This window comes from Micromonospora sp. NPDC000442, assembly GCF_042898635.1.
GTDB lineage: Bacteria > Actinomycetota > Actinomycetes > Mycobacteriales > Micromonosporaceae > Micromonospora.
On record NZ_JBIAYZ010000017.1, the window covers coordinates 67292 to 81882 of the forward strand.

The 14591-nt window shown below is 69.9% G+C and carries 16 protein-coding genes; 5 read left to right on the forward strand and 11 right to left on the reverse strand.

Features of this window, described 5'->3' with window-relative positions; all coding sequences use genetic code 11:
• Nucleotides 1–128: 128 nt before the first annotated feature.
• The 5 genes from ACFY2A_RS23785 to ACFY2A_RS23805 form a co-directional block, all read right to left on the reverse strand.
• Entirely contained in the window at nucleotides 129–1094 is a 966-nt protein-coding gene (locus tag ACFY2A_RS23785) for a carbohydrate ABC transporter permease (RefSeq protein WP_363924611.1), read from the reverse strand.
• Between the two features lies 1 nt (nucleotide 1095).
• The gene (locus ACFY2A_RS23790) at nucleotides 1096–2148 is read right to left on the reverse strand and encodes a carbohydrate ABC transporter permease (protein ID WP_387174667.1); all 1053 of its coding nucleotides are present in this window, start codon (nucleotides 2146–2148) and stop codon (nucleotides 1096–1098) included.
• Between the two features lie 257 nt (nucleotides 2149–2405).
• Nucleotides 2406–3755, reverse strand: a complete 1350-nt coding sequence (locus tag ACFY2A_RS23795; RefSeq protein ID WP_363924613.1) for an ABC transporter substrate-binding protein — start codon at nucleotides 3753–3755, stop codon at nucleotides 2406–2408.
• A gap of 340 nt (nucleotides 3756–4095) precedes the next feature.
• Nucleotides 4096–4590 (reverse strand): TspO/MBR family protein, encoded by a 495-nt coding sequence (locus tag ACFY2A_RS23800; RefSeq protein ID WP_363924614.1) that lies wholly within the window; start codon nucleotides 4588–4590, stop codon nucleotides 4096–4098.
• Between the two features lie 146 nt (nucleotides 4591–4736).
• Nucleotides 4737–5489 (reverse strand): transcriptional regulator, encoded by a 753-nt coding sequence (locus ACFY2A_RS23805; protein WP_387174670.1) that lies wholly within the window; start codon nucleotides 5487–5489, stop codon nucleotides 4737–4739.
• 26 nt (nucleotides 5490–5515) lie between these two features.
• On the opposite strand from ACFY2A_RS23805, the gene ACFY2A_RS23810 reads away from it, so the two are divergent.
• Nucleotides 5516–6202: an SDR family NAD(P)-dependent oxidoreductase gene (locus tag ACFY2A_RS23810; RefSeq protein ID WP_387174672.1), complete on the forward strand. Its 687-nt coding sequence runs from the start codon at nucleotides 5516–5518 to the stop codon at nucleotides 6200–6202.
• A gap of 190 nt (nucleotides 6203–6392) precedes the next feature.
• On the opposite strand, the gene ACFY2A_RS23815 is transcribed toward ACFY2A_RS23810, so the two are convergent.
• From ACFY2A_RS23815 to ACFY2A_RS23830, 4 genes are read right to left on the reverse strand one after another with little or no spacing between them, the layout of a single operon-like run.
• Nucleotides 6393–6536, reverse strand: coding sequence for a GPGG-motif small membrane protein (locus ACFY2A_RS23815; RefSeq protein ID WP_007464364.1), 144 nt, complete (start codon nucleotides 6534–6536; stop codon nucleotides 6393–6395).
• On the reverse strand, nucleotides 6527–7303 hold the full coding sequence (locus tag ACFY2A_RS23820) for a metallophosphoesterase (protein WP_363924616.1): 777 nt from the start codon (nucleotides 7301–7303) through the stop codon (nucleotides 6527–6529). The genes ACFY2A_RS23815 and ACFY2A_RS23820 overlap by 10 nt, the downstream gene beginning before the upstream one ends.
• Before the next feature lie 10 nt (nucleotides 7304–7313).
• On the reverse strand, nucleotides 7314–7589 hold the full coding sequence (locus tag ACFY2A_RS23825; protein ID WP_363924617.1) for a hypothetical protein: 276 nt from the start codon (nucleotides 7587–7589) through the stop codon (nucleotides 7314–7316).
• A complete protein-coding gene (locus ACFY2A_RS23830) occupies nucleotides 7586–8170 on the reverse strand; it encodes a nucleotidyltransferase family protein (protein ID WP_363924618.1) in 585 nt (194 codons plus the stop codon). Before ACFY2A_RS23830 ends, ACFY2A_RS23825 begins: the two co-directional genes overlap by 4 nt.
• A 176-nt stretch (nucleotides 8171–8346) precedes the next feature.
• On the opposite strand from ACFY2A_RS23830, the gene ACFY2A_RS23835 reads away from it, so the two are divergent.
• Nucleotides 8347–9048: a dTMP kinase gene (locus tag ACFY2A_RS23835; RefSeq protein ID WP_363924669.1), complete on the forward strand. Its 702-nt coding sequence runs from the start codon at nucleotides 8347–8349 to the stop codon at nucleotides 9046–9048.
• Here the strand turns inward: ACFY2A_RS23835 and ACFY2A_RS23840 are convergent.
• The gene (locus tag ACFY2A_RS23840; RefSeq protein WP_387174675.1) at nucleotides 9033–9728 is read right to left on the reverse strand and encodes an SDR family NAD(P)-dependent oxidoreductase; all 696 of its coding nucleotides are present in this window, start codon (nucleotides 9726–9728) and stop codon (nucleotides 9033–9035) included. The genes ACFY2A_RS23835 and ACFY2A_RS23840 overlap by 16 nt on opposite strands.
• Nucleotides 9729–9897: 169 nt before the next feature.
• Between ACFY2A_RS23840 and ACFY2A_RS23845 the strand changes: the two genes are divergently transcribed.
• The gene (locus tag ACFY2A_RS23845) at nucleotides 9898–10812 is read left to right on the forward strand and encodes a MurR/RpiR family transcriptional regulator (protein WP_387174677.1); all 915 of its coding nucleotides are present in this window, start codon (nucleotides 9898–9900) and stop codon (nucleotides 10810–10812) included.
• A gap of 718 nt (nucleotides 10813–11530) precedes the next feature.
• Nucleotides 11531–12520: a sigma-70 family RNA polymerase sigma factor gene (locus ACFY2A_RS23850; protein ID WP_363924670.1), complete on the forward strand. Its 990-nt coding sequence runs from the start codon at nucleotides 11531–11533 to the stop codon at nucleotides 12518–12520.
• Nucleotides 12521–12631: 111 nt separating this feature from the next.
• Here the strand turns inward: ACFY2A_RS23850 and ACFY2A_RS23855 are convergent, their stop codons facing one another.
• The gene (locus ACFY2A_RS23855) at nucleotides 12632–13603 is read right to left on the reverse strand and encodes an NlpC/P60 family protein (protein ID WP_363924621.1); all 972 of its coding nucleotides are present in this window, start codon (nucleotides 13601–13603) and stop codon (nucleotides 12632–12634) included.
• A 459-nt stretch (nucleotides 13604–14062) separates the two neighbouring features.
• Here ACFY2A_RS23855 and ACFY2A_RS23860 point away from each other — a divergent pair, with 459 nt between their 5' ends.
• Entirely contained in the window at nucleotides 14063–14590 is a 528-nt protein-coding gene (locus ACFY2A_RS23860; protein ID WP_363924622.1) for a DUF6232 family protein, read from the forward strand.
• Nucleotide 14591 lies beyond the last annotated feature (1 nt).

The window sequence follows — 14591 nt, forward strand, 5'->3', positions numbered from 1 at the left end:
CCGGGGGGCGGGCGGGGGGGCGCGCGCCCGGCCCCGCGGGCCCGTATTGTATTCCCCCCCCCCCCCCCCCCCGCGGCCCCGGGCGGGGGGGGGCCCCCCCGGCCGGCGCCCCCCCCCCCCACGACGGATCAACCCTTGACGCTGCCGGCGAGCAGCCCACGAACGAAGTAACGCTGCAACGACAGGAACACGATCAGCGGTACGACGATCGAGACGAACGCTCCGGCGGTCAACCGTTGCCACTCGTTGCCACGGGTGCCGGCCAACTCGGCGAGGCGGACCGTGAGTGGCGCGGTGACGTCGCTGCCGCCGGCGAAGATGAGCCCGACCAGCAGGTCGTTCCAGACCCAGAGGAACTGGAAGATGCCGAACGCGGCCAACGCCGGGGCAACCAGGGGCAGCACGATGGTGCGGAAGATCTTCGGGTGCGTGGCCCCGTCGACCCGGGCCGCCTCCATCAGATCCTTCGGCAGTTGCGAGATGAAGTTGTGTAGCAGGTACACGGCGAACGGCAGCGCGAAACAGGTGTGCGCGAACCACACCTGGGCGAAGTTCTGCGCGCCGTCGAGGTTCCAGGCGGGCATCAGGGTGATGCCGCCCAGGCTGACTCCGCGCGAGAAGAAGCTCAGCAGCGGCACCAGGGCCATCTGCAGCGGCACGATCTGGAGCGCGAAGATGCCGATGTACACCCAGTCCCGGCCCCGGAAGTTGATCCAGGCCAGCGCGTACGCGGCCATGGCCGCGAACGCGAGCGGGAACAGTACCGACGGCAGGGTGATCACCAGCGAGTTGATGAAGTAGCTGGCGAGCTGCCCGGACGAGGCGGACTGCCCGAACAGCACCTCCTGGTAGTTCTGGAGGGTGAACTCCGGGTCCCGGAAGAAGGTCCACCAGCCGGTGGTCTTGATCTGGTTCTCCGGCCGGAACGAGGAGACGAACAGGCCGAAGGTGGGGATGGTCCAGACGACCGCGATGACGATGGCGACAAGCGTGGCGGTGTGGGTGTTGAGTCGCTTGCGGACCCGTGACGCCGGCGTCGGCCGCCCGCTGGTGTCCTGTGCGCCGGAGGCGACCGGGGGAGTGGTGGTGGTCATCTCAGCCCTCCCGTCGCTGCTGGCGGAGGTTGCGGATCTGGAAGATCACGATGGGGATCACCAGGACGAAGAGGAAGACCGCCAGCGCGGAGCCCTGCCCGTTCTGGCCGTACCGGAACGCCTGGTTGTACATCTCGTTGGCGATCACGCTGGTGTCGTAGTTGCCGTTGGTCGAGGTGCGGACGATGTCGAAGACCTTCAGCGTGGCGATCGAGATGGTGACCACCACCACGATCAGCGCGGGCCGGATGCTGGGCAGGGTGATCTGCCAGAACATCTGCCACGGGCTCACCCCGTCGAGCCGGGCGGCCTCGACGATGTCGGCCGGAATCGCCTTGATCGCCGCGGACAGCACCACCATCGCGAAACCGGCCTGGATCCAGACCATGATCACGATGAGCAGCAGCGTGTTCAGCGGCGAGTCGAGCAGCCACTGCCGGGGCTCGCCGCCAAGGCTGACCACGATCTGGTTGAGCAGACCGATCTGTTCCTGCTCTTCGCCCCGGAAGGCGTACACGAACTTCCAGATGATGCTGGCGCCGACGAACGAGATCGCCATCGGCATAAAGATCAGCGACTTCGCCACCGCCTCCAGTCGGGCCTTGTCGACCATGACCGCGTAGATCAGGCCGATGGAGGTCGCGACAAGCGGAACCAGGGTGACCCAGACCAGGGTGTTGAGCAGCACCCGCACGATCGAGTCGTCGGCGAACATCCAGCGGTAGTTGTCCAGGCCCACGAAGTTCTGGCTGCCGCCGTCCATGAAGGACAGCAGCGTGGTCCGGATCGCCGGGACGACCAGGCCGATCAGCAGCAGCAGTACCGTCGGCAACAGGAAGAACGTGGCGAACAGCCCCTCTCGGGACTTGGTCCGCCCGGGCAGCGGCGCCCCACTTGCGGACGCGGCCACGAGTTGCGCCTCACGTCGCCGTGCGAAGTAGGACGGCACCGCGTCGAGCAGCACGAGCAAGCCGCCCACCACCACCGCGAAGGCGACAAGCCCCCACAGCAGCATCATCAACTTGGGCGTCTGCTCGGCAAAGTCGAAGTTCATCAACCCTCCCCGGGTCCTCGGTAGAGCCGGGGGGGGGGGGCCCCCCACCCCGCCCCCCCCCCCCCCCCCCCAAAAAAAAGGGGGGGGGGGGGGGGGGGGGGCGGGGGGGGGGGGGCCCCCCCCGGGCCCCCCCCCCCCCCCCCCCCACAAAAAACGGGGGCCGTCGCCCCCCAAACTCCTATTTAAAACACCCCCCCCGGGGCGGGGGGGGGGGCGGGGGGCCCCCCCCCCCCCCCCCCCCCCCCCCACCGCCGGAATTACTTCCAGCTGCTCTCGATGCCCTGGAGGACGGTGGCGGTGTCCCGCCCATTGACCCAGTCGACCATGCCCTTCCAGAAGGTCCCGGCGCCGACGGCGGCGGGCATCAGGTCGGAACCGTCGAACCGGAAGACCGTGCTGTCGTCCTGGAGGATCTCCACCGACAGCTTGTCGATCGGGTTGGCGACGTTGGCCAGGTCGACCTTGTTGTTCGCGGACACCCAGTCGCCGATCTTCGCGCGGCTGTTGGCGTACTCGCCGGAGGCGAGGTACGTCTGCACCGCCTGCACCTCGGGACGGTCAGCGAAGGCCGTCACGAACTCGCCGCCACCCAGCACCGGCTTGCCCTTGGCCGGGTCGATGGCCGGGAAGTAGAAGGCGAAGACGTCGCCGTCCTCGGCCACCCGGGTGCCCTCAGGCCACTGGTTGGCGTAGAAGGACGCCTGCCGGTGCAGTGCGCACTTGCCCTGCGTGATCGGCACGCCCGCCTCCTGGAAGGAGGTGGTGGCGATGCTGCGTACCCCACCGAAGCCACCGTTGACGTACTTGTCGTTCTTCAGGATCGTGCCGGCCCGGTCCAGCGCCTCCGCGACCCGCGGGTCGTTGAAGGGGATCTCGTGCGTGGTCCACTGGTCGTAGACCTCGGGGGTCTGCGTCCGCAGCATCACGTCCTCGATCCAGTCGGTGGCCGGCCAGCCGGTGGCGTCACCGGACTCGATGCCGGCACACCACGGCTTGACGTCGCTCTCGGCGATCGTGTCGCTGAGCTGGATCATCTGGTCCCAGGTGGTCGGAACGGTCCAACCCTTCTCCTGGAACATCTTCGGCGAGTACCAGACGAACGACTTCACGTTCGACCCGAGCGGCGCGCCGTAGAAGGTGCCGTTGACGGTGCTGTACTTCAGCCAGTCGGGCGAGTAGTTCTGCTCGGCCATCGCCTTGGTATCGGCGCTGGCCGGCTTCAGCTGGTTGCGCTCGGCGAACCGGGCGAGCAGGCCGGGCTGGGGGATGAAGGCCAGGTCGGGGGCGTTGCCGCCGTCGACCCGTACGGGGAGTTGGGCCTCGAACTCGCCGCTTCCCTCGTGATTGATCGTGATGCCGGTGCAGTCCTCGAACTGCTTCCAGGACTCCGCCAGCCGGTCGGCCTCGATGTCCCGAATCGACGAGTAGATGTTTACCGTCTTACCTTCGTGGCCCTGGTAGCTCTCGTACGGGGCGCACTCCGCGGAATCGGCGTTGCTGCTCCCGCCGTTGCTGCTGCTTCCGGTGCCGCAAGCGGTGGCGCTGAGTGCCAGTCCGATCGCGCCAACGATCGCGACAGCCTGGCGTGGCCTGGCAGAGACCGCCATGCCGTCCTCCTTCCTGTCCGGCGCCGGCCGGGATCGCATCCGGTTGACCTGGCGCCGGTCCGATGGGCGTTTTCACATGTAAGCGCTTGCATCTCCCCGGGGTCCACCCCTGGAGGGACACGAGCGAGTAACAATCCGGAAACCTGGCAAGCAGCCGAGGATCCGCGCCCATCTGCTGGAAAGAGCCTCGTCTATCAGCGGATACTTCCGCCGACCGCGACGGGGCGTGGGGAGGGTTACCGCGGCGAAGGTTGGCTGGCGGGCAGTGGAGCGCCACTGCCGGGCCGGTCGGCACCGCCGGCGCCGTCCCCGACCGCGGCCCAGGTCGGGCCCGGGCCGGTCAGCTGTTCAGCTGCCAGATCGAGTAGTTGAGGGCCGCGGCGAAGGTCACCCACGCCCAGTAGGGCAGCAGCAGCGCCGCCGCCACCCGACTCGCCCGGGCGAACAGTAGAACGGTCACACCGATCGCCAGCCACAGCAGGACGATTTCGGCGAACGCCAGCCCATACCGGTCACCGGCGAAGAAGAGCGGTGTCCAAGCAGCGTTGAGCACGAGCTGGACCGCCCACGCGCCGAGGGCCGCACCGAAGCCCACCCGGCGCCAGACCAGCCAGGCGGCGACCGCGATCGCCACGTAGAGGACGGTCCAGACCGGGCCGAAGAGCCAGGACGGCGGCGACCACGCGGGCCGGTCGAGGTTCGCGTACTGGTCGGCGGCACCCGACGCGGCCAGGTTGCCGATGACGGCGGCGGCCAGCACGGCCACCGCGAACCCGGCGAGGGCCCACCACTGGCCGGCACCGCTTCGTCGGGTCTGTTCCGCACTCGTCCGCATGGTCGGTGGTTCTCCGCTGAGCGGGGGCGGCAAACCTTCCGGACGGTCCTCGTCGGGCCCAGGGCCACCTCCAGTGGCCCGGACAGCCCAGTGGCCGGCTCAACCGCTTCGGGAAAGCCGCCCTCGCCCTCGTGTCGGTTGTTGATCTACCCGAAGCTGTCGACCCGGGGCGTGGTGGGTAGGCCCGCCGAGGCAAGCAGGGCCAACCGGTCCGCGTCGTCTGACCCGGCGTCTGCGTGGTACACGACGAGCATCAGGTGCTCGGCCCCGCCGATGCCCAGTCGTTCTCGGTTCAGGGTCAGCTCGCCGACCTGCGGATGGTCGATCCGGATCGTCGTCCCACGCTGTCCGCGTACCTCGTGGCGGGCCCAGAGTTCGCGGAACAGAAGGCTGCCCTGGGAGAGCTCACCGGCGAGTTCGACGAAGCGCGGATCGTCGATGTCGTTGCCCACGGCCTGTCGAAGGTTGGCGATCAGGCACTCCGTCATGCTCTCCCAGTCCGGGTGCAGAGCCTGCTCGGCCGGATCCAGGAACATGTCTCTCAGCTGGTTGCCGCCTACCGTGAGGCGGGGTGAGAGCGCCCTGGCATGGGCGTTCGAGGCCAGGATGTCGAAGTAACGCCCCTCGATGAAGGCGGGCTGGACGAGGGAGTCCAGGAGTTTGAGCGCCCCGGGCGGTGGCGTCTCCGTGTGTCGTCTGGCCCGGCGTTGCCGGGGTGTTTCCGACACCAGTGTCCGCAGATGGGCGACGTGGTCGTCGTTGAGGTGGAGCACGCGGGCGATCGATTCGAGCACCTGCGCGGACGGGTTGCGGTCGCGGCCCCGCTCCAACAGACCCCGGGCTCGATGGGGCTCCGGCTGTGGCGAGTAGCTGCCCATACCGTTTCGAACGGCCCGCATGGGCCGCGTATCTCGGGAGGAAGAGCATGAGCGTCACGCTGATCACCGGGGCGAACAAGGGAATTGGCTTCGAGACCGCCAGACACCTACTGGAACTGGGGCACGCCGTTTACGTCGACGCGCGTGATGTCGGGCGAGGGGAGAAGGCCGCCGCAGCGCTCGGCGCGCGGTTCGTGCAACTCGATGTGACCGACGACGCATCGGTGATCAACGCGTTGGCGGCGATCGATGCTGCCGAGGGTCGGCTCGACGTCTTGGTGCACAACGCGGGCATCCTCGGCAACGGCGTCACCGACGGTCCCACGGCGCTGCGGGTCTTCGACACCAACGGGGTGGGAATCGTGCGCGTCACGGAGGCGGCACTTCCCCTGCTACGCAGATCCGCGAACCCTACGGTGGTCACCGTGTCGAGCAGTGCGGGTTCGTTCTGGGCAGTGAACAATCCCGAACGGCCGGAATTCCACCTGTCGGTTCCGCTCTATTCTGCGTCCAAGTCGGCGGCCACCATGCTGACGGTCCAGTACGCCAAATCCCAGCCGGCCGTCGGGTTCAACGCACTCGAGCCGGGCTTCACCGCCATCGATCTGACCGCGGCGGTCGGCGGCGGACGACCTCCGGCGGAAAGCGCCAGAACGGTCGTGCGACTGGCGACCCTCGGCGTCGACGGCCCGACCGGTACCTTCCAGGACGAGGCCGGGGAACTGCCCTGGTAAGGCCGCAGGCGGGGTGCCAGGCCGTGCTGTTGCGGGGCGGGTCAACGGCGACCAGGGGCGGGCACGGTCCCCCGACCGACTGACGACAAGCACGCCGGGGTCGCCGCGTCCGGTAGCTCCTGTCGGGAGGACGGAGTACCGGGCGCGACGACCCCGGCGGGTCCGGTGAGCGACGCCCTGCGCCGCCAGGTCAATTGAAGATGCTTACCCCACCCGGGCCGACGAGCAGCCCGACAACGATGAGGACGATGCCCCAGAGGATCTGCCGGCGGAACAGCGCGAGGATGCCGGCGACCACCAGTACGACTGCGAGAATCCAGAGAATCAGCTCCATGGTTGCTGAATACCCCCGGCGGCGACTTCGGAAACCTCGCCCTGATCAAGGTGATCGCCCAGGTGGAAGATGCTGTACGCCTGCTTGATCACCGGGTGGGCAACGTTGCGCACGCGTACTCCTCCCGGGGTGGTGCCCCGCTCGGAACCGTGGTGGGCGTGCCCGTGCAGGGCGAGCGCGGTCGGCGCGGCGTCGACCGCCTGCCCCAGCTGGTAGCAGCCGAGGAACGGGTAGATCTCCAACGGCTCCCCGGCCAGGGTGTCCGGCACCGGGGCGTAGTGGGTGAGTGCCACCAGCACGTCGCAGTCCAGCGAGCGCAGCGCCTCGCTCAACCGGTCGGCGCTCTCGGTCGTGGTGCGTACGAACGCCTTCATCTCCGGCTCGCCGAAGTCGCTGGCGCACCGGCCGGCGAAACCGCCACCGAAGCCCTTCACCCCGGCGACGCCGAGGCGGCCACCAGGGCAGTCCAGCACCACCCCGTCGCCCTCCAGTACGGTGATGCCCGCCTCCTCCAGCGCCCCGACCACCTGGGGCACCTGGTCGCACTGATGATCGTGGTTGCCGAGCACGGCGATAACCGGTACACCCAGGCCGCCGAACTCCCGGGCGACGCAGCGGGCCTCGGCCTCGGTGCCGTGCCGGGTCAGGTCGCCGGCGAGGAGCAGCGCGTCGACGCTGCCCGGCAGTTGCTCCAGGGTCGGCCGGAACCGGCCGACCACGTCCTCGTCCAGATGCACGTCGCCCACGGCGGCGATCCGGATAACCATCGAACCTCCCTCAGGGCAGTTGCTCGATCTCCGTGGGCGCCTGTACGCGGATCACCCCGATGTCACTGGTGATCGGGACGTCCGGGAAGCGATCGGTCACCCGGCGCAGGATCTCCTCCCGCCGGTGTGCGCTCTCGACCTCGCCGTGCAGCACGAGAGCGCGTTCGGTGCGGACCACGGTGATGCCCTGTTCGGCGACGGCCGGATCTTCGGTGAGCAGCCGGTGGATCTCCGCCTCGACGTACTCGTCGGGCGGACCGGCGCCGGAGTCGAGGTGCGCGGTCACGTTGTCCCCTTCCCGTCGGCCGTGCCGGAGTGCGGCACGACGTCCAGCCTGTCCAGCAGCACCAGGAACGACTCGGCGTACGGCGAGTGCTGCGTCTCCTTGCGTACCCGTTCCCAGTCGATCTGCTCACGTAGCGAGCGCGCCAGCGGCAGCCCGCGGGCGAAATCGCAGTAGTGCTGGGAGAAGCTGAGCAGTTTGTGCACCATCAGTTGGGTGGCCGACAGCACCGGCATGTGGATGGCGTCCACCGGCCGCACGACCGTGTCGGCGAAGGTCTCCTCGGTCACCGGCGTCTCGATCGGGCGGTGGATCAGGTCCACCATCCGGCCGCCGTCGTAGACCTTGACCAGCCAGTCCTCTGGCGGCCGCTCGGCGGTGAAGCCGGCCTGCCCCAGCGCCTCCAGCGCGGCTTCGACGTCGGACTCGCGGATGAGGAAGTCGACGTCGTGCTCGCTGGAGTGCCCTCCGTGCGCGTACACGGCGAAGCTGCCGCCGAGAGCGAATGGGATCTCGGACTGTTTGAACACGGCGGCGACCTTCTTGAGGGTGTGTAGGAGAGTCTCGTCGTCGCGCTCGGCCATCTCGCCTCTCCCGTCGCCTCGTCGGGGATGCCACCGGTGGGATCTCCGATCGGTACCCGGCATTCCGGTCGTCCACACCTGCGCCGCACGTGCAACGGGATGAACAGGTCTGAAACCGGATCTATGGTGCACCCGTCGTGCACCCGTCGGATAGCCTTTCCAGGGTGGCCAGATCGATGGGAGCGCCCGCTTCGACGGGAGTCCGCCGTGCCCGGGGCCGGCTCCGCACCGTAGCTCTGATCGGCATCGACGGCTCAGGCAAGACCACCCAGGCGTACCGGCTCGCCGAGGCGCTCACCGCAGCCGGGTTCCCGGCCACCTACCACCGCAACGCGGGTGGGCGGCGCTGGCTCGGCCGGGCGGCACACCGACTCGGTCGGCCGGATGCCCAGAGTCTCCTCGGACGGGACGGAATGCTCCTGATGGAGTCCGTGCTGCGCTGGCTGGCCATCGCGATGACACTGCTCGGTGGTCTGTTCAACGGGCGGGTGGCCGTGATGGACCGCTACGCGGCCTGCCAGTACGCGAGCCTGCGGGCACATGGCGGGCATCGCTGGGAGCGGCTGGTCCGGGCTGCCTACCGACTCTTCCCCCGACCGCAGGTGACGTTCCTGCTGACCGTCGAGCCGACCGAGGCGTACCGGCGGATCGAGCGCCGGGGCACCGACCACGAGAGCCTTGGCTTCCTGGCCGCCGCCGACCTGGCCTACCGCACCCTGCCGGAGTACCCGACGTTCGTGCCGGTCAATGCCGATCTCCCGGCCGAGGAGATCGCCCGGGAGATCCGGGGGCACCTGAACGCCTGGCTGGCAGCCCCGGGCGAGCCGACCGACACCGCGCCGGTGACGGAACTGGTTCCGCTTCAGGCCCGCCCGTAGACCGGTACGGCCGCGCCGCTGGTGGGCGCCGACTCGTCCGACGCGAGGAAGCGGATCACCGAGGCGATCTCGGCCGGGTCCACCCAGCGGGTGTGGTCGGCGTCCGGCATCGAGTCGCGGTTCGTCGGGGTGTCGATGACACTCGGCAGCACCGTGTTGCAGCGGACCCCGGCCGCCTTGTACTCCACCGCCACGGCGGCGGCGAAGCCGAGCACGGCGGCCTTCGCGGTGACGTAGCCGGCGACTCCCGGGAAGGGCGTGACCGCCGCCCGGGCAGCGACACAGACCACCGCGCCACCACCGGCGGCGACCAGGTGCGGCAGCGCGGCCCGGGTGACCAGGTGGGTCGGGCGGAGGTTGAGCGTGAGCATCCGTTCGAAGTCCTCGACCGGCGTCTCGTGCACCAGACCGCCGCTGGCGTACCCGCCGACGAGGTTGACCACGGCGCGTAGTGGCGCCTCGGGATCCCGGGCCGCCACCTCGGCCACCCGGGCGGCGTCCTGCGGGTCGGTCAGGTCCGCGACGATCCGGACGGGAGCGTTGACCTCGGGTCCACCCACCGGGTCCGGTTGCCGACGCTGGGGCGCGACCACCCGCCACCCGGCCGCCACGAACGCGGCGCTGACCGCCGTGCCCAGTCCGCCCGTGGCCCCGGTGACCAACACACTGCGATTCGCCATGACCTGAGGTTAGTGCGGTGCCCGATCGGCGGGTGCGGAGCCCCACCCGACCGGGTGGACCCGGCCCGGCGGGGGAGGCGGTCCGGCAGCGGCGGGTGACAGGCTGGACCGGCCGCATCGGTGCACGTCACGGTTGACCCTCCCGGATTACTGAAAGTAAGTTTCAAAGGTGGCGAAGAGCCCGAAGGTTTCCGCGAATCCCGCGCCCGCTGGGCTGGTCGTCCACATCAGCGGTCTGCTTCCGGCGCTGTCGCCGGCCGAGCAGCGGGTCGCCCGGCTGGTGGTCGCCGACCCGGCCGACGCCGCCCGCCGGACCATCACCGACCTCGCCACCGCCGCCGAGACCTCCGAGGCGACGGTGATCCGGTTCTGTCGTTCGGTCGGCATGGACGGCTACCCGCAACTGCGGCTCCGGCTGGCCGCCGAGGCCGCCCGGCGCGTCGAGCCGCCGGACACGCGGGTGGTCGGCGGAGACATCCCGCCCGGCGCCGACCTGGCCCAGATCATCGCGACCATCGCCTTCAGCGACGCCCGTGCCGTGGAGGACACTGCCGATCAGCTCGACCCAGCGGTCTGCGAGCGGGTGGTGGACGCGATCGTCGGGGCCGACCGGATCGACATCTACGGTGCCGGTGCGAGTGGCCTCGTCGCCTCGGACTTCCAGCAGAAGCTGCACCGGATCGGCCGCGCCGCCTGCTGCTTCCCCGACGTGCACACCGCGTTGACCTCGGCCGCCCTGCTCGGCCGCGGCGACGTCGCCGTTGGCATCTCACACACCGGCACCACCTCGGAGGTGATCGAGGTACTCGGGCAGGCCCGGTCCGGGGGCGCCACGACGGTGGTGCTCACCAACTTTCCGCGCTCTCCGGTCACCGAGGTCGCCGATCACGTCCTCACCACCGCCGCGCGCGAGACCACCTACCGGTCCGGCGCGACGGCCAGCCGACTGACCCAGCTCACCGTGGTCGACTGCCTCTTCGTCGGGGTGGCCCTGCGTAACCGGCCCCGAACCCGCAAGGCGTTGGAGGCGACCGACGAGGCGGTCCGTTCCCACCGGGTGGACTCCCGCCGGAGGAGAGTGTGACGGCCGAAGCCGATGGGCCGCACCATCCCCACCCACGGCGGCCGTCCGGCCCGTCCGGGCCGGCGTACCGACCGGACGGGCCGGGGCGGACGATGCGGGCCCATCCCGTACGTCCTCGGTGCGCTCGCCGCGTCCCGGGCCAACGGTGCCGCGAGTGCGCTGCTCCGTGCGAACCCGGAGACGCCGGTCCGCCGGGCCGTGGACGCCTTCATCCGGTGGACACCGGACCCGAGGTGGTTGCCGGTCCCCACTGTCCTGATCAGGTACGCGGCCTGCGCCCCGGCTCGCGTTCAGGAACGGGGCAGCCAGTCGAGGCGCCCGACCGTGGCGGGCATAGGACCGGGGCGCGGATTGTTCATCAGGGCGTGGGGTATTACCACCGGCGTGGATGAACCGGGCGGTCCACGTACGCGTATCAGGCAGTGACCAGGATCGCAGCACGGCGGTGACCCGGGTCGCTGCGACTATCGGCCGGGCAGTGCTGCCATGGACCGGGACGGACGGCGATCCATCGATCCGTCGACCTCACGGGGTGCCTGCCGACGACAGTCAGGCAGGGTGCTGACAGCAAACGTGGACGCTGCTCTCAGCGGATTATCAGGCATTCGTGACACTTTCGACCCACGACATGGAATCCCCGACACGTCTCATCTGTTGTGTAGATGTCAGCACCGATGGGCACAGCGGAGGTTACGGGGGAGGGCTGATGGGCGTGGGGATGGCAAGGAACCGGGCAACCGGCGCGAGCGAGGGGACCGTGGGCACCGTGGACAAGAACATCGGAATGCGAACTGACGAGGTCGCCGAGGAGCGCGACCTGGTCGGAGTCTACCTGCACGAGATCTCCCGGACGCCGCTGCTGGACGCCGCCAAGGAGGTCGACCTTTCCAAGGCCATCGAGGCCGGCCTGTACGCCGAGCACCTGCTCGGTGAGGACCGCGTCCCCGACGGGGTCACCCGGGAGGAACTGGAGCGGCTGGTCGCCGACGGTGAGCGGGCCAAGGACCTGTTCATCCGCGCCAACCTGCGACTGGTCGTGTCGATCGCCCGACGTTACGTCCGCTCCGGCATGCCCATGTTGGACCTCATCCAGGAGGGCAACACCGGTCTGGTCCGGGCGGTCGAGAAGTTCGACTACGAGCGTGGCTACAAGTTCTCGACCTATGCGACGTGGTGGATCCGCCAGGCCATCAGCCGGGCGATCGCCCAGCAGGAGCGCACCGTGCGGCTGCCGGTGCACCTGGTGGAGGACGTCAACCGGATGCGTAACGTGGCCCGGCAGCTCACCCGTGAGCTGGGCGGCGACCCGGAGCCGGAGCAGATCGCGGCGGCGCTGGGGGTGACCGTCGAGCGGGTCAACGAACTGGTCCGCTGGTCGCAGGACACCGTGTCGCTGGACACGCCCGTCGGCGACGACGGCGACACCAACCTCGGTGACCTGGTCGCCGACAGCGACGCACCCTCCCCGGAGGAGATCGTCCTCACCGGGTTGGAGCGGCAGCGGATCGAAGGGCTGCTCAACCACCTGGACGACCGTTCGGCCGGCATCATGCGGGCCCGGTACGGGCTGGAGGACGGCCGCGAGCACTCGCTGACCGAGGTGGCGTCGCGGTTCTCCCTGTCCCGGGAGCGGATCCGGCAGCTGGAGATCCAGGCGCTCGGCCGGCTCCGCGAGCTGGCCCGAGCAGAGGGCCTGCAAGCGGCCTGATCAGGCGACAACAACGGCGAACGGCCGGCGTCCGACAACGGACGCCGGCCGTTCGCCGTTCTTCGTTGTCGGTTGCGCCGCCGCCGAAAACGGCACGTCACGACCGGCGGCTCAACGCACCCGACCGTAACCGTACGGTGACATCAGGTCCACGGATCGCTTCTCCACGTTGCGGCCGAAGGTCGGCGCGTGGATGACCTGCCCGTCGCCGACGTAGATGGCCACATGGCCGAGGCTGCGGTAGAAGACCAGGTCGCCGGGGCGCAGCTCACTGCGACTGATGTGGGCCACCACGCCCCACTGCATCCGGGTGTTGTGCGGCAGGGACCGGCCCGCCGCCCGCCAGGCAGCCGAGGTCAGCCCGGAGCAGTCGTAGCTGCCCGGCCCGTCCTGGCCCCAGGCGTACGGCTTGCCCAGCGCGCCGTAGGCGTACCGGACGGCGACGCCGGCCTTGCCAGAGACGGCGGGTGCGTCCTGGGCGCTGCTGGCCCGGTTCGTCGCACGTTCGGTCGCCCGGCCGTACGCCTGGCGGCGCATCTCGTAGAGCTTGGCGAGATCGCGCTCGATCCGCTTCTTCGCCGAGGACAGTTCGCGGGACTGCGCCGCCTGACGGCTGAGCGTGACGTCCAGCCGGGTCTTCTCGTCGAGCAGCCGCCGCTGGTCGGCGGTGTAGCTGGCGATGGTGGACTGCCGCTGCCGGGTCAGGTGGTCCAGCGTGCCGAGCCGGTCCAGCACGGAGGTCGAGTCACCGCCGTGCAGCAACGCGTCGACGGTGCCGAGGTTGCCGGTCTTGTACGCGGTCACCGCCAACTCGCCGACGTCCGCCCGGCTCTGTTCGGCCTGCTGCTCCAGCGGGCCGATCCGGTCCTGCAACCGCTCCACCGCGGCGCGGTTCTCCTTTATCTTCTCCCGCAGTTCGTTGTGGGCCTCCACCACGCGTTCCAACTCGACGGAGGCCTTCTCGATCCGCCGGGTCAGGTCGGCGGGGGAAGGTTCGGCCCGGGCCACCGTCGCCGGCACGAGCAGCGCCAGCGTGAGGGCGGCGACCGTCAGGGCTCGCAGCGTGTGCGTCAGGGACGACAAGAGCCCGAATGCTCCTCTCCCGGGGGCCGGCGCGGGGCGGATGAGGCTCCGCGACGGCGACGGCCCGGTGCCGTCCGGGTGGACGGCGGCCGGCCGGGCCGACCTGCCCAACCTAGTACGGGACGGGAGTCATCCGCAGAGAAAGCCGGGACCACTGGGAGTGCTGTGGCGGAACACGCAGCGACAACCAGCGTCAAGCAGGTTATCGGCGACATGTCGGACTGGTCGCTCCCGGCATATGACGTCGGATGCCGGGACGTTTTGACCGACAAGCCGGACTTGACGGGCTCTTTCCGGCGCCGTCGACCGCTCGCAAGCCCTTGACCATCGGAAACGTCGCGGCCGGAGTGGCGCGGGCGGCCCACAATGAATCGCGCGACCGGGAATCCCGTCAACCGGCGTCGATGCGCAAGGCCGACGGAGACCGACCCGGTGCCACCAGCCGTGGGAGGAGGGGGCGTGAATCCTGATGGCGCGACAACGCGGACGCCACGGACACCCCGAGGCGCCGGCACCGGGCCGACGTTGCTCTACGCCCGGCCCGGGATCATCGTCACGGTCGACCGGTTCACCGTCGGCCGCAGCAGCTGGCGCGTCGCCGAGCTGACCCATCTGCACAGCACCCGAGGCCCGCACGACCGGGCGGCGACCCGGGCAGTGCTGGTCTCGACGGTGGTGATCGGCGGGGTGGGACTGCTGCTGGGGTTCACTGGAGGACTGCAACGGCTCACCGCCGGGGCGTACCTTCTGCTCGGTGCCGTGTTCCTGGTGCCGGTGCTGCTCGCGGCGGCGGGTGACCGCTGGCGGCCACCGGCCTACGAGCTGTGGGGCCGCCGGGCGGGGACCGACGAGCTGCTGTTCAGCAGCGACGACGAGCACCAGTTCGGCCAGGTGAGCCGGGCACTGCGCCGAGCCCGTGAGATGAACAGCTACGGCGGTTGGGAGGACCCGCTGGCCGGTGTCGACCCGTGGCGACCGCGACGATGAG